We start from the raw sequence: 13,552 nt of genomic DNA on the forward strand, positions 1-13,552 counted from the left end.
AGTGGCGATCACCAGCGGGTTATTCCGCACCAAATCAGTGGAACAGTCGATCCGGGACACCGATGACCCGGATGCCAAGCTACGCAAGGATCTAACGGCCAAGGACCTCACGGTCTTCGGCGTCGCGGTCGTCATCGGCGCGGGCATCTTCACCCTCACCGCGCGCACGGCGGGCACGGTGGCCGGGCCGTCGGTCTCGCTGGCGTTCGTCTTCGCGGCGATCGCGTGCGGGCTGACCGCGCTCTGCTACGCCGAATTCGCCTCGACCGTGCCGGTGGCGGGCAGCGCGTACACGTTCGCGTACGCGACTTTCGGCGAGATCATCGCGTGGATCATCGGCTGGGATCTGATTCTGGAATTCGCGCTCGCGGTCTCCGTGGTGGCCAAGGGCTGGTCCCAGTATCTCGGTGAGGTACTGGGGTCCCGCCCGCCCATCCTCGAACTCGGCTCGATCCATTTCGACTGGGGCGCAGTGCTTATCATCGCCGCGGTCGGTGTACTGCTGGCGACCGGCACCAAACTCTCCTCGCGGGTGTCGGCCATCGCGGTGGGTATCAAGCTGGCGGTGATCGCCCTGGTGCTGGTGGTCGGCGCGACCTATTTCAAGGCCTCCAATCTCACCCCGTACATTCCGCCGTCACAGCCTTCGGAGAGGGCGGGCGGGGTGCATCAGTCGCTGTTCAGCTTCCTGACCGGTTCCGGCGGAACGAGTTTCGGCTGGTACGGCCTGCTGGCCGCGGCCAGCCTGGTGTTCTTCGCCTTCATCGGATTCGATGTCGTGGCCACCACCGCCGAGGAGGTGCGCGATCCGCAGCGCAATGTGCCGCGCGGCATCTTCGGCTCGCTCGCGATCGTCACCGTGCTGTACGTCGCGGTCTCGCTGGTGCTCACCGGCATGGTCCCCTACACCGCGCTGGCCAATGGAAACGCCACCCTGGCAACGGCTTTCGCACTGCACGGGGATATGTGGGTGAAGAACATCATCTCCATCGGCGCGCTCGCGGGCCTGTCCACGGTGGTGATGGTGATGTTCCTGGGCCAGACCCGGGTGCTGTTCGCCATGGCCCGGGACGGGCTGCTGCCGCGCGGACTGGCGCGCACCGGTAAGCACGGCACGCCGGTGCGCCTGACCGTCATCGTCGGCGTCGTCTGTGCGCTGCTCGCCGGTTTCGTGGACTTCGGCACGCTCGAGGAGATGGTGAATATCGGCACGCTGGTCGCGTTCGTGCTGGTGTCGATCGGCGTTCCCATCCTGCGCCGCACCCGCCCGGATCTGCAGCGCGGCTTCCGCGTCCCGTTCGTACCGGTCGTCCCGATCCTGGGTGCGCTGGCATGCCTGTGGCTGATGCTCAACCTCTCCATCGAGACCTGGCTGCGCTTCGTGGTCTGGATGGCGCTGGGCGTGATCGTCTACTTCGCCTACAGCCGCAAGCATTCGGTGCTGCGGCGGCAGGCGCACGAGGAGCCGGAAACCTCGCCCGTCAGCTGACTCGGGGTGCGAATCATCCCGATGAGGGGGATGATTCGCACTTTCGCGCTACTCGGGGATGACCCGATTCGGGACCTGAGACCGATCTGCTCGGGACCTGTGGGCGATGTCGAGCGCACCCCCGATTACCGAGGATCGAGGGGTACGCATCGACGAGAGGAAACGACATGAGCGTCAACGAGGACCACACCTCCACCCGCATCGGCACGGACCACGTCATCGTCAGCACCATGAACGATCTGCCCGGCTACGAGGTGACCGAGGTGCTCGGCGATGTCTTCGGCCTCACCGTGCGCAGCCGGCACCTCGGTTCGCAGCTGGGCGCGGGTCTGAAGTCCATGTTCGGCGGTGAGCTCAAGGGTATGACCAAGATGCTGTCCGACAGCCGCGAGGAGGCTCGCCAGCGCCTCATCGAGCACGCCCTGGAATTGGGCGCGGACGCCGTGCTGGCAATGCGCTTCGACGCCAACGATTTCGCCGATATCGGCCAGGAGATCTGCGCCTACGGCACCGCGGTCCGCATCCGCGGCAACAAGCTGTAACCGGCTCGCACAGCAGCGAATACCTCAGCCGCGGTCCGAACGGGCCGCGGCTGAAGCCTGTTCCGGCCCTACTTCGGTGCGGCGTCGATTCCGGCGAGAATGACGCGAAGTCCGTTCAGGTACTCCACATCCGGGTCCATCGCCGCGAATCCGGTGATCATGCGGGCGGTGCGGGGATAGCGGCCGGAATCGACGGCCTGCTCCAGCTGCCCTGTCGCGTAGGGGTTCTCGGCGTATTCGACGCCGGTTCGCGCCTGTTCCTCGATGACGAAACCGGTGGTGTAGTGCAGCAGGATGGGGAAGACGCGCTCGGCGGAATCGCGTGCGAGCCCGGCGTCCTCCAGCGTGCGCAGGGTCAATTCCACTGTGCGCCACATGGCTTCGTCGCTGATGAAGGTTCCGGCCGAGACGCGCGCGCCATCGGGATAGCGCAGCATGGACTGCCGCAGCCGCTGCGCGAGTTCGATGAGCCACTCCCGCCAGTCCACGCCCTGCCGGGGCGCTTCCAGGCCGTCGACGGCCGCCACGAAGATGTGCTGCGCCATGGCGTCGAGCAGTTCGCGCTTGTTCTTGACATGCCAATACAGCGCGGGCGCTTGCACATTCAGCGCCGCGGCGACCTTGCGCATGGTCAGTCCGTCGAGACCGGCCTCATCCAGCAGTTCGAGGGCGGCCCGGGCGATGGCCTTGGTATCGAGCTTCCCAGCCGGTTTCTCGCTCACCCTTGACACCTTAACAGGCGTCATGCTCTCCTTAACAGCGTTAAAGACTTAACGTTGTTAAGGAGAAGGTCATGGCAACCACCGACGTCGTTATCGCAGGTAGCGGACCCACCGGACTCATGCTCGCGAGCGAACTGCGCCTGACCGGAGTCCGGGTGACCCTGGTCGACGGTCTCCCGGCCCGCACCGGCGAATCCCGCGCCGGGGGCATTCACGCCCGCAGCATGGAGATCCTCGATCAGCGCGGCATGCTCGACCGGCTGCTCCCGCAGGGCCGCCGGATGCAGGCCGGGCACTTCGGCGGACTACCGCTCGACTTCAGCGACTTCGACACCGAACACCCGCACATGCTGGCCATCCTGCAATCGGTGATGGAACGCGAACTCGAAGGCCGCGCAACCGAATTGGGCGTCGAGACGGTGTGGGACGCACCCGTCACCGGATTCACGCAGGACGATACGGGCGTGGACGTGCACCTCGGTGGCGCGCATCCGCGCACCATCCGCGCCGCCTATCTGGTCGGCTGCGACGGCGGCCGCAGTGCGGTGCGCAAGCTCGCCGGTATCGACTTTCCGGGCACCGATGCCACCGCCACCGGCATGCTCGCCGATGTCGAACTCGCCGAGCCGCCCGCCGCACCGTTCTTCGGCCGCCGCGCCGCCGCGGGCGATTACTCCGCCATCCAATTCGAGCCCGGCTGGTACCGGCTCATCGTGCAACGCCACGACCTGGTGCTGCCGCGCGGCACCGAACTGACCTTCGAGGATTTCCGCGCCCATTTCACCGAACTCGCTGGCACCGACTTCGGCATGCACAGCCCGCGCTGGGTCACCCACTACGGCGATTCGGCCCGCCAGGCCGAGCGCTACCGCGTCGGCCGGATCTTCCTCGCGGGCGATGCCGCGCACATCCACTATCCGGCGGGCGGGCAGGGCCAGAACCTCGGGATCCAGGACGCGGTCAACCTCGGCTGGAAACTCGCGGCCGCCGTACACGGCACCGCCCCCGAATCCCTTTTGGACACCTATGAATCCGAGCGCCACCCCATCGCCGCCCGCGTGCTGCACAACACCCGCGCGCAGACCGCCCTCATGCGTCCGGGCGCACATTCCGATGCCCTGCGCGATGTCATGAGCGACCTCATCGCCACCGATCCGGTCCGGCACCGCCTCGGCCTGGAGATCACCGCTCTGGATATCCACTACGACACCAAAGGCGAGCATCCCCTGGCGGGCCGCCGCGTCCCCGACGCCATCCTGCGCACCGCCACCGGCACCGCCCGCGTCTACGAGCTGCTGCGCCGGGCCCGTCCAATCCTGCTGCTGCTCAACGAGACCGAGTCCCCCGTCGGCCCGGAATGGAGTGCTCGAGTGGACATCGTCACCGCCCACACCCCGGGAACGTCGTGGCGTGTTCCCGGGGTCGGCCCAATCCCGGTCCCCGCCGCGATCCTGATCCGTCCGGACGGCTACGCGGCCTGGGCAACCGATGAGCCCGGGCTGCCGGGACTCGACGAAGCCCTCGAGGACTGGTTCGGCGCTGCCTGAACCGCCCGGTTCCGAGCCGTCCGGAACCCGAGGTTCTAGGCTGCCCACGCTTCGGGTTCTAGGCTGAGCGCGTGCGCATCATCGACCTGTCGGTCCCGTTGCGGACCGCAATGCCCGTATATCCCGGCGATCCCGAGGTGAGCATTCGCCCGGCGCTGACCGTCGCCGTCGACGGGGTGAACGTGCTGCACGTGGATATGGGATCGCAGACCGGGACGCACGTGGACGCCCCCTTCCATATCGATGACGCGCTGCCCGCGCTGGACGCGCTGCCGCTGGAGCGGTTCATCGGACCGGCGACGGTGGTGGACGCGCGGGGGCTCGGGCCGCGCACGGCGATCGGCCCGGAGTATTTCCAGGGCAAGGTCGCCGCGGGGCAGATCGTGCTGATCGCGACCGGCTGGTCGGAGCACTGGGGAACCCCCGATTACCTGGCCCATCCGTATCTGGATCCGGCGGCGGCCGCGTACCTGGTCGAGGCCGGGATACGGACCGTCGGTATCGATACGCTGAGCGTGGATCCGACTCCGGCGCAAGACATTCCGTCGCATAGAATCCTGTGCGGCGCGCACGCTGTGATCGCCGAGAACCTCACCGCGCTGGACCGGGTGCTGAGCGAACAGCAGCTGGGTCATCGCGTGGAGGCGTCCCTACTGCCCCTGCACCTGCCCGGCGCGGATGGAGCGCCCGTGCGAGCGATCGCTCGCATCGGGTGACCTACCCATTCGATTGTGACTGAAACAGCACTGGACCTGATTTTGTGGCGCATACCACTTGATCTTCGTAGACTGCTTCTCACATGGGGGAGGTCGGGGCCCCCGACCCAGGCTCGATCAAGGAAGACCATTACGTGAAGCGTTGTACCGTAACAACTCTGCTGGCCACGGCGGCCATTCTCAGCGCCGCCCCCGCGGTTGCCTCCGCGGAGATCACTCTCACGGACGCCTCCAGCAAGACTCAGAGCGACGATCCCATGCAGGCAGAGGTCACCGGCTCGGCCTCCGGATCGGCGAAGACCGGCAGCTCGGGCGGACTCGCGACCACCGGCTCCACCGGCACCGGATCGTTCGGCCTGCCGAATCTGGACAAGATGCTGCTGGGCGATTACAAGTCGCTGTGCGCGGTCACCGGTAGCGCGGCCACCGTGCTGGGCCAGACCGGATTCGGCTGTGACAGCTTGAACGGCAAGGGCAGTCTCGGACTGCCGACCCTGTAGGAAAACTTTCGGGGGGCGGCACGATCGAGCAGTAAGAAGGGGCTCCGGCTTATGCCGGAGCCCCTTCTTCATGCCTGCGGATCAGCGGTTGTCGTCGGCGTTGCCGGCCTTCCACTGCGACCACGGGATATTCCAGTCGCCCAGGCCGTCCACCCCGGACAGGGTGCCACCGACGGTGTTCTTCACGATGGTGATGTCACCGCGCTTGGAGTTCTCGTACACCCAGCGGGCATCGGCGGGGCTCAGGTTCAGGCAGCCGTGGCTGGTATTGCTGTAGCCCTGCTGACCGACCGACCAGGGTGCGGAGTGGAAGAAGATGCCGGAGTAGGAGATTCGGGTCGCCCAGTCCACCGGCGTCTTGTACCCCGCGGGTGAATTCACCGCCACACCGTAGGTGGAGGAATCCATGATGATCTTGTCGAAGCGATCGCCGACGATGTAGACGCCGTTATCGGTGGGGGTGGAGTCCTTACCCATCGAGGTCGGCATGGTCTTGACCACCTGACCGTTCTTCTCGACGGTCACCATCTTGGTGTTGTCGTCGGCGGAGAAGATCGTCGCCTCGCCGATGGTGAAGTTCGAGGTGATGTCGGTATCGCCGACCAGGCCGTTGCCTAGGTCCTTGCCGTACACGTTCACCGCGATATCGACCTTGGTGCCCGGCGCCCAGTAATGCTCGGGCCGCCACCGCACTTCGCGGTTGTTCACCCAGTAGAAGGCGCCCTCCACCGCGGGGGTCGTGGTGATTTTGATCGCATTCTGGGCGGCCTTGCGGTCCGGGATGTTCTCGTCGAACTGCACCGCGACCGGCTGGCCGATGCCGACCACTTCGTTCTCGGCGGGCAGCAGGTAGGGGTGGGTGCGGTTATTCGGCGAGATGGTGCTGAAACTCATGGTCGAGGTGCTCGCACCGCCCAGGCCGATGGCCTCCACCGCCAGCTTGTAGGTGCGCGCGAAACCCAACTGCTCGGTCAGCTTCCAGGACAGGCCGTCCTTGGCGAGCTCACCGCCGACCGCCTTGCCCTCGGGATTGGTGAGCGTCACATTGGTGAGCTTGCCGTCCTGTACCTGCAGCACCAGCGGATCGCCGGGCGAGACGCCCTTCTGCCCATCCTTGATGGGCGAGACCAGCTTCGGCTTCACCAATTCGCTGACCGGATTGGAATCGATTGCGACAGAGGAGGAATCCTTCGACGAGTTCCCCGAAGAGCACCCCACCAGCGCAAGCGCCAGCACGGACAGCACGGCTACGGATCCCCGCCACCGCGTCGAACGGCCCTGACCATTGCTCATTACAACCCCACTCCATGTCTCGGTGCGTAGTCGGCCCGGAGGATTCGCCCCGACCACGCCTGCTCGACCACCACGCCCACGGGGTTCGGCCGAGACCACGCCTCGACCATTCTGCCAGCCCGCACGCCCTCACCACACGCCGATACCGACACCCCGCTAGGGCTCGACCGGTTCATCCGTACCAACCCCCAATTCGTTAACACCCACCCGCAAGATCGCCCCCTCCCCCAAAAACCCAGCTCAACGTACCGATTTCACTTTCTGCCACACCTCCTGTTAATGTTTCTTCCGCACCGCAGAGAGGCCAACCGGACAGGGAAGCTTCGAAGCAGAGCAAGCACGCGCCATTAGCTCAATTGGCAGAGCAGCTGACTCTTAATCAGCGGGTTCGGGGTTCGAGTCCCTGATGGCGCACAACAACAAGCCCTTGACCAGACAATCTGGTCAAGGGCTTCTTTCTTTTGGTGGCTCGGTCAGGGCCCCGTATCGGACAGCAATCGCGCCTGTGACGACTTCCGATCAGTTGTGCTTATGCGCCGATACGCACAACGCCGTTGTTCCGAGAAGGCGCTCACGCGACGGTAATAGGGCTGATCCCGTTGTTCATCACCTGGAGAGAACCCTTGAGCACAACAACACTCGCCGACGCCCCCGAGTTCCGAAACGGCGACTCACGCTGCCGTGCGCTGGCCACCCCCTCGCTGGGGACCGTCGACCTCGCCGTCTGGCGCGTCGATATGCCGCCGGGGTCGGTCGGCAAGGAGCACACCCTGGACAGGGAAGAAGTGTTCATCGTCGAAACCGGCAGGCTCGCAGTCACTCTGAACGGTAGCGGCTTCCTGGTGGACGCCGGCGGCGCCGTCATCGTGCCGCCCCACACCCCGTTCTGCGCGTCCAACGGCTCGGACACCGAGCCCGCCACCTTGATCGGCTGCGCGCCCGCGGGTATCACCGCAACCCTGGACGCGCTCACCGTCACCCCGCCCTGGACCGCCTGAACCCGAGACAAAGGACATCCCCATGACCGTCGTAAACCTCGACCAGGCCTCCGTTTTCACCAGTGACGGATTCACCTTCCGCCCCCTGGCCGTCCCCTCCCGCGGTTCCACAGATCTGGCGATCTGGCGGGTGGACGCCGCCCCCGCGGCAATCAGCGTCGAGCACAGCATGTCCCGCGAGGAAGTGTTCATCTCGCACACCATCGGCCTGCACGTCACCATGTCCGGCGAAGAACATCGCCTGACCCCCGGCGACGCCCTGACCGTCCCGCCCAACACCAGACTCGTCATCACCAACCCATCACCCGACACCATCGCCACCTTCACCGCCGTCACCTCGGTCGGCATGCTCGGCACCATCGCCGGCAACACCTTCGCCCCACCCTGGGCGCAATAGCGCCGCTATCGATCCGGAAGCGGTGCACAGGGCGCTTTCGAACCATTCGGCGATATCCTGCCAATTTCCTTCCCTGAAGCGCTGAGCGTCGACCGCACCTCCAGAATCGGCAGAATACTGCCGTTATGGAGGTGATGCGATGACCGCGGCATCGAGCATCGGGGATGACATTCGCGCGGCACGCCGCCGTGGTCGGACTCACCCTGGGTGTCGTCGGATGAAAGATCTCGAGAAGCTTCGGCGGGTTGCCCGGGCTGATGTGTACAAGGCAGGTCGTCGAGCCGCCGCCGCAGTCGACTACGCCGCCCTGCCGTTCTCAGGATCGCCCATGCCCCAAATGGAGCGTGAACTGCGTTGGCGGCGTGCTGAACTCGGCGACCGAGCACTGAACCGAGGTCTGAAACCGTGACCAGGTGGTGGGACGAAATCCCGCACATCGACCGGCTGCTTTGGCCGATCGTCTACATGCACTCCGCCGAGTTCGGTGACGAGATGTGGCGCTTCGCCCCGATACTGCGCGCCGAACTCGCTGCCAACCCGGCGGAGCGGGAGAGGATGCGCGAAGCCCTCGACTTCGTGATCGCGCGACGACCGACACCGAAGGAATGGTTCCACCCGACCTTCACATGGTTTTTCGATCAACAGGAATTGGACGACTATCTGCGGGCCTTCCACGACTACCTGTTCGGCGATCGCCCGGAGCCTATCTATCCTCCCGACAACGAGCGGCTCCCACCCGAGTCGGACCCCACGTCGACCATCGCCATCGATAACACAGGTGACGGGCCGAGCGGGGCTAGCACGTGAGGTCTCGAAGGGTGGGGCCGCGGCCGTGTAGGACGGCGGTGTCGGACCAGATCAGCATGGCGATCGGGCCGCAGACGAAAAGTGCTGCGATCGGTGGGCATTCGGGGATCGTGGCGGCTGTGGTCATCACGCGGCCCGCAGCGGTGCGGCGAAGGACTTGCGCAGTGAGGACGGGCCGACCAGCGGGAGCAATGCGGCGAGCAGTTTGGCCTTGAAAGTTGTCGGGGTGCGGGTCAGTTCGACGTCTACGCGGCTGCCGGGGAGGTTGGGGGTGATTGTGAAGACCCAGCCGCCGCCCGCGCCGAAGAGTTTGGAATCGAGTGTGGTGATGGTGACCGTGTTTCCGGCCGGGTCCCAGTTGTAGCGGGCGCGTTCCCAGGCGGCGGCGGTGCCCTCGGTGACCTCGGCCCAGTTTTCGCCGCGGTCGTGGACGGCGAAGTGTTCGGCGTCGATGCTGGGCCATGTTTGCGGGCGGGTGGGTCCGAAGTCGGTGAGTACGTGCATGACCTCGGCGGGAGAGAGGGTGGACATCAGGTGGAATCGAACGGTAGGCATGGAAATACCTTCGCCGCCGAGGATGGGCCGGCGAATCTGTCAGATGACGTTGTCTTGACGTAATCCAGTTGTCGGTAGGGTCTCGACCGGGCCCGGATACCTTTTCACGGCCCGGAGGAGGATCCGCACCATGCCGTTGTTCGGACGCGATACCGAACTGAAGGACCTGGCCGCGCTCGTGGACGGCCCCGGCGACCGGAGCGGCATTCTCATCGAGGGCGAGCCCGGCATCGGGAAGTCGACCCTCGTCGAGCACACGGCCGCGGCCGCGATCGCCGCGGGGATGCGCGTGCTGCGCACCGCGGGGGTGGAGGCCGAGCGCAATCTCGTCTTCGCCGGACTGCACCAACTCCTCTACCCGCTGCGGCGCGAGTTCGATGCCCTGCCCGCGCGTCAGTTGGACGCGCTGACAACCGCTTTGGGCATGTCCGACAGCACCGACGAACCGAACGTGCACCTGGTCGGGCTCGCGGCCCTGACCCTGCTGGCGGATGCGGCGGCCGATCGCGCGGTACTGGTGATCGCCGAGGACGCGCACTGGCTGGATATGGCCAGCGCCGAAGCGCTCGCCTTCGTCGCGCGCCGCATCGACTCCGAACCCGTTGCGGTGCTGGCCACTTCACGCGATGCCGGCGTCTCCCCGCTGCGCGAGGCCGGACTGACGGTGATGCGGCTCGGCCCGCTGCCCGCGGACGAGGCGAACACGCTGCTCGACACCATCGCACCGGACCTGCCCGCCGCACTCCGGCACCGGGTGCTCACCGAGGCCCACGGCAATCCGCTGGCGCTATCGGAATTACCCACCGCCGCAGCCGATCTCATCGACGACGCGCCCGCGCTGCCGCTGACCGAGCGGCTGGAGCGGGCGTTCTCCGCGCGCGGTTCGGCACTGCCTGAGCCGACCCGGTCGGCCCTGCTCGTCGCGGCCCTCAACGACGGCGACTCGGCGAACGAAACACTCACCGCCACCGGAATTCTCCTGCACGCTCCGGTGACCTCCGAAGTGCTCGCGCCCGCGGTGACCGCCCGGCTCATCGGAATCGGTTCCGGCACGGTGATTTTCCGCCATCCGCTGGTGCGGTCCGCGCTGGTGGCGGCGGCCACCGCCGAGGAGCGCCGCCGTGCGCACCAGGCCCTGGCCGAAACACTGGGCGCGGCACCGGATCGCCAGGTGTGGCATCGGGCGGCGGGTACATCGGGCGCCGATGAGGATGTGGCGGCGGCACTGGAGGACGCGGCCGAACGATCCCGCCATCGCGGCGGCGCGATCGCGGCGCTCGAACGTGCCGCGGCCCTGAGCTCCACCCCCGTCCGGCGCGCGGATCGCCTGCTGCGCGCGGCCGAACTCGCGGTCGACTCCGGTCACCGCGACACCGTGGAACGGCTGGTCGACGCCGCGCGCACACTCCCGCTCACGCCCGAGCAGGAGGCCACCGCGAAATGGGTGCTCAGCGGATTCGAGGACGGTATGCGCGACAATCCCGCGCACATCGGCGAATTGGCCGCGCTGGCGGCATCCGTCGCATCCGACGGATTCCCGGACGCGGCGCTGCGGATTCTGTGGGCGGCGGCTTCGCGGTGCTTCTGGTCCGAACCCGGACCCGAGATCCGCGGCGCCGTGCTCGCGGTCGCCGACACCTTCGGCATTCCCGACGGTGATCCGCGCAAGCTCGCGATCGATTCGATCGTCGCCCCCTTCGAACGCGGCGACGAGGTCCTCGGGCACCTGCGGGTGCTGGCCGCGAGCACCGGACGCGATACCGAAACCGATCACTTCCTCAGCAGCGCGGCCTACCAGGTCGGCGCATTCGATCTGGCAGCGCATTTCGCCGGTGCGGCCGCACCCGGATTCCGGTCCGCCGGGCAGCTGGGACTGCTGACCAGGGCGCTCGCGATCCAGGCGTGGAGTCTGGCTCGAATCGGTGACCTCGCCGCCGCCGCGCCCATCGCGGCCGAGGCGGCGACCTTCGCCCTGGACACCGGGCAGCCGTTCATGCATGCGACGGTCATCGCGGTGCAGGCCGAAATCGCCGCGCTGCGTGGCGATTACGCGCAGGCCGCGGCGCTCACGGTGCAGGCCGAGCGGATCGGCCTGGCCGCCGGGGCACGGCCGATGCTGGCCACGGTGCAGCTCACCCGGGCGCTGACCGCACTCGGCGAGGGCCGATTCGACGACGCCTACGCCGATCTGGCCCGCATTCACAATCCGAGTGACCCGGCGTATTCACCGGCGCTGCGCGTCTGTTTCCTCACCGAACTCGCCGAAGCGGCGGTCCGCAGCGGGCGCGGCGACACCATGACGGAACTGCTGCGGGACCTGGAACCGGTGGCGGCAGCCACCTCGTCACCCGCCCTGCACATCGGAATGCGTTATGCCCGAGCGGTTCTCGCCACCGATACGGCGGCGGAGCTGTTCGCCGCGGCATTGCGGGCCGATCTCACCGGCTGGCCCGCCGAACGCGGCCGCCTGCATCTGGCCTACGGCGAATGGTTGCGGCGACAGCGCCGAGTCGTGGAATCCCGCACCCATTTGCGCACGGCCCGAGAGATTTTCGACGCCCTCGGTATCACCGCGTGGAGTGAACGCGCCCGACTGGAATTGCGCAGCGCGGGCGAATCCAGCCCGAATCGCGATCCGGACGCCCGGGAACGACTCACCCCGCATGAGCTGAGCATCGCGCAACTGGCGGCGCAGGGGCTGACCAACAGGGAGATCGGGCAGCGGCTGTATCTGTCGCATCGAACCGTCAGCACGCACCTGCATCGGATCTTCCCGAAACTCGGTATCAGCGCACGCGGGGACCTCGCGGCGCTGCTGCCCACCCTGGCGGAAACCGCAGGTTGACCGCTCGGCCGCGGACGCGCCGAACGACATCGATTACGTCATCCGACGCACGCGGCGGCGTCGGTGCACTGCCTAGCGTCAACGGCATGAACATCAACCGACGCGGACTCTTCACCGGCGTTATGGCGGCGGGCCTGGCCGCGGCTTCGCTGACCGCCTGCTCCACCGATTCCGGCAGCGCGCCCGCCGTTCCGGGCGCGGCCCTGCGAGCGGGGTCGGGAGCCAATACCGGCCTGGGCCCCATCAAGAAGATCGACGCCGGTGTCCTCAATGTGGCCTACGCCGAATTCGGTCCCGCCACCGGTCAACCCGTGATCCTGCTGCACGGCTGGCCGTACGACGCGTACAGCTACGCCGATGTCGCGCCGCTGCTGGCCGCGTCCGGCTACCGGGTGCTGGTCCCGTTCCTGCGCGGCTACGGCCAGACCACCTTCCTGTCCGCGCAGACCGTGCGCAACGGTCAGCAGTCGGCCATTGCCCGCGACATCGTCGATTTCATGGACGCCCTGCACATCGACCGGGCCGTGTTCGGCGGATTCGACTGGGGCGCACGCACCGTCGACATCATCGCGGCGCTGTGGCCGGAGCGGGTCAAGGCCATGGTCGCGGTGAGCGGCTACATCATCACCCAGCAGGCCGCCCAGCAGCAGCCGCTGCCGCCCGAGGCCGAATTGGGCTGGTGGTACCAGTATTACTTCGCCACCGAGCGCGGCCGCCTGGGCTACGAGCGCAACCGGCACGACTTCAACAGGCTGATCTGGCATCGTGCCTCTCCGGCCTGGAATTTCGACGACGCCACGTACGACCGGACCGCCGCCGCCTTCGACAATCCCGATCAGGTGGACATCGTCATCTCCAATTACCGGTGGCGGCTGAGCCTGGCACCGGGCGAACCGCGGTACGACGCCTACGAACAGCGACTCGCCACCGGACCGGCGATCTCCGTGCCCGCCATCACGATCGGCAGCGACTTCGACGGTGCGGCCAAGGACGGGAAGGGCTATCGCGGCAAATTCACCGGGCCGTACCAACATCGCGTCCTCGACGGCATCGGGCACAACGTGCCGCAGGAAGCCCCGCATCCGTTCGCCCAGGCGATCATCGACGCCGACCACCTCTGATCGAGTACGAGCGCCGGGCC

The 13,552-nt window shown here is 67.0% G+C and carries 13 protein-coding genes and 1 tRNA gene; 11 read left to right on the forward strand and 3 right to left on the reverse strand.

Annotation, left to right across the window (positions count from 1 at the left end; all coding sequences use genetic code 11):
• Position 1: 1 nt before the first annotated feature.
• Both ACFVUS_RS41215 and ACFVUS_RS41220 read left to right on the forward strand, forming a co-directional pair.
• Entirely contained in the window at positions 2-1,489 is a 1,488-nt protein-coding gene (locus ACFVUS_RS41215) for an amino acid permease (protein WP_387780111.1), read from the forward strand.
• 167 nt (positions 1,490-1,656) lie between these two features.
• Positions 1,657-2,031 (forward strand): YbjQ family protein, encoded by a 375-nt coding sequence (locus tag ACFVUS_RS41220; protein WP_387780114.1) that lies wholly within the window; start codon positions 1,657-1,659, stop codon positions 2,029-2,031.
• 68 nt (positions 2,032-2,099) lie between these two features.
• On the opposite strand, the gene ACFVUS_RS41225 is transcribed toward ACFVUS_RS41220, so the two are convergent.
• Complete coding sequence (locus ACFVUS_RS41225) at positions 2,100-2,753, reverse strand: TetR/AcrR family transcriptional regulator C-terminal domain-containing protein (RefSeq protein ID WP_387780117.1); 654 nt, start codon at positions 2,751-2,753, stop codon at positions 2,100-2,102.
• 71 nt (positions 2,754-2,824) lie between these two features.
• Between ACFVUS_RS41225 and ACFVUS_RS41230 the strand changes: the two genes are divergently transcribed.
• The 3 genes from ACFVUS_RS41230 (at position 2,825) to ACFVUS_RS41240 (ending at position 5,516) form a co-directional block, all read left to right on the forward strand.
• A complete protein-coding gene (locus ACFVUS_RS41230) occupies positions 2,825-4,300 on the forward strand; it encodes an FAD-dependent monooxygenase (RefSeq protein WP_387780119.1) in 1,476 nt (491 codons plus the stop codon).
• A 71-nt stretch (positions 4,301-4,371) separates the two neighbouring features.
• Complete coding sequence (locus ACFVUS_RS41235) at positions 4,372-5,016, forward strand: cyclase family protein (RefSeq protein WP_387780122.1); 645 nt, start codon at positions 4,372-4,374, stop codon at positions 5,014-5,016.
• 134 nt (positions 5,017-5,150) lie between these two features.
• A complete protein-coding gene (locus ACFVUS_RS41240; RefSeq protein WP_387780124.1) occupies positions 5,151-5,516 on the forward strand; it encodes a hypothetical protein in 366 nt (121 codons plus the stop codon).
• Between the two features lie 81 nt (positions 5,517-5,597).
• On the opposite strand, the gene ACFVUS_RS41245 is transcribed toward ACFVUS_RS41240, so the two are convergent.
• Positions 5,598-6,809, reverse strand: coding sequence for an Ig-like domain-containing protein (locus ACFVUS_RS41245; RefSeq protein WP_387780127.1), 1,212 nt, complete (start codon positions 6,807-6,809; stop codon positions 5,598-5,600).
• A 341-nt stretch (positions 6,810-7,150) separates the two neighbouring features.
• On the opposite strand from ACFVUS_RS41245, the gene ACFVUS_RS41250 reads away from it, so the two are divergent.
• The 4 genes from ACFVUS_RS41250 to ACFVUS_RS41265 all read left to right on the forward strand — a co-directional run bounded on the left by ACFVUS_RS41250 (position 7,151) and on the right by ACFVUS_RS41265 (position 9,011).
• Positions 7,151-7,223, forward strand: a tRNA-Lys gene (locus ACFVUS_RS41250).
• Between the two features lie 209 nt (positions 7,224-7,432).
• Positions 7,433-7,807 (forward strand): cupin domain-containing protein, encoded by a 375-nt coding sequence (locus ACFVUS_RS41255; protein ID WP_387780130.1) that lies wholly within the window; start codon positions 7,433-7,435, stop codon positions 7,805-7,807.
• 22 nt (positions 7,808-7,829) lie between these two features.
• Positions 7,830-8,204 carry a cupin domain-containing protein gene (locus ACFVUS_RS41260; RefSeq protein WP_387780133.1) on the forward strand — a complete coding sequence of 125 codons (375 nt, stop codon included), beginning with the start codon at positions 7,830-7,832 and terminating at the stop codon, positions 8,202-8,204.
• A 465-nt stretch (positions 8,205-8,669) separates the two neighbouring features.
• On the forward strand, positions 8,670-9,011 hold the full coding sequence (locus ACFVUS_RS41265) for a hypothetical protein (protein WP_387780136.1): 342 nt from the start codon (positions 8,670-8,672) through the stop codon (positions 9,009-9,011).
• A 126-nt stretch (positions 9,012-9,137) separates the two neighbouring features.
• On the opposite strand, the gene ACFVUS_RS41270 is transcribed toward ACFVUS_RS41265, so the two are convergent.
• On the reverse strand, positions 9,138-9,566 hold the full coding sequence (locus ACFVUS_RS41270) for a hypothetical protein (RefSeq protein ID WP_387780139.1): 429 nt from the start codon (positions 9,564-9,566) through the stop codon (positions 9,138-9,140).
• A 130-nt stretch (positions 9,567-9,696) separates the two neighbouring features.
• Here ACFVUS_RS41270 and ACFVUS_RS41275 point away from each other — a divergent pair, with 130 nt between their 5' ends.
• A complete protein-coding gene (locus tag ACFVUS_RS41275) occupies positions 9,697-12,411 on the forward strand; it encodes an AAA family ATPase (RefSeq protein WP_387780142.1) in 2,715 nt (904 codons plus the stop codon).
• An 86-nt stretch (positions 12,412-12,497) separates the two neighbouring features.
• Positions 12,498-13,532, forward strand: coding sequence for an alpha/beta fold hydrolase (locus tag ACFVUS_RS41280; RefSeq protein ID WP_387780145.1), 1,035 nt, complete (start codon positions 12,498-12,500; stop codon positions 13,530-13,532).
• Positions 13,533-13,552 lie beyond the last annotated feature (20 nt).

Source organism: Nocardia sp. NPDC058058 (assembly GCF_042885355.1).
In the GTDB taxonomy this organism is placed as follows: domain Bacteria; phylum Actinomycetota; class Actinomycetes; order Mycobacteriales; family Mycobacteriaceae; genus Nocardia.

Excerpts from the sequence above, each read along its gene's own strand:
- ACFVUS_RS41220 (WP_387780114.1), top strand. The coding sequence starts at position 1,657 with ATGAGCGTCAACGAGGACCACACCTCCACCCGCATCGGCACGGACCAC.
- ACFVUS_RS41230 (WP_387780119.1), top strand. The coding sequence starts at position 2,825 with ATGGCAACCACCGACGTCGTTATCGCAGGTAGCGGACCCACCGGACTC.
- ACFVUS_RS41245 (WP_387780127.1), bottom strand. The coding sequence starts at position 6,809 with ATGAGCAATGGTCAGGGCCGTTCGACGCGGTGGCGGGGATCCGTAGCC.
- ACFVUS_RS41260 (WP_387780133.1), top strand. The coding sequence starts at position 7,830 with ATGACCGTCGTAAACCTCGACCAGGCCTCCGTTTTCACCAGTGACGGA.
- ACFVUS_RS41265 (WP_387780136.1), top strand. The coding sequence starts at position 8,670 with ATGCACTCCGCCGAGTTCGGTGACGAGATGTGGCGCTTCGCCCCGATA.
- ACFVUS_RS41270 (WP_387780139.1), bottom strand. The coding sequence starts at position 9,566 with ATGCCTACCGTTCGATTCCACCTGATGTCCACCCTCTCTCCCGCCGAG.
- ACFVUS_RS41275 (WP_387780142.1), top strand. The coding sequence starts at position 9,697 with ATGCCGTTGTTCGGACGCGATACCGAACTGAAGGACCTGGCCGCGCTC.
- ACFVUS_RS41280 (WP_387780145.1), top strand. The coding sequence starts at position 12,498 with ATGAACATCAACCGACGCGGACTCTTCACCGGCGTTATGGCGGCGGGC.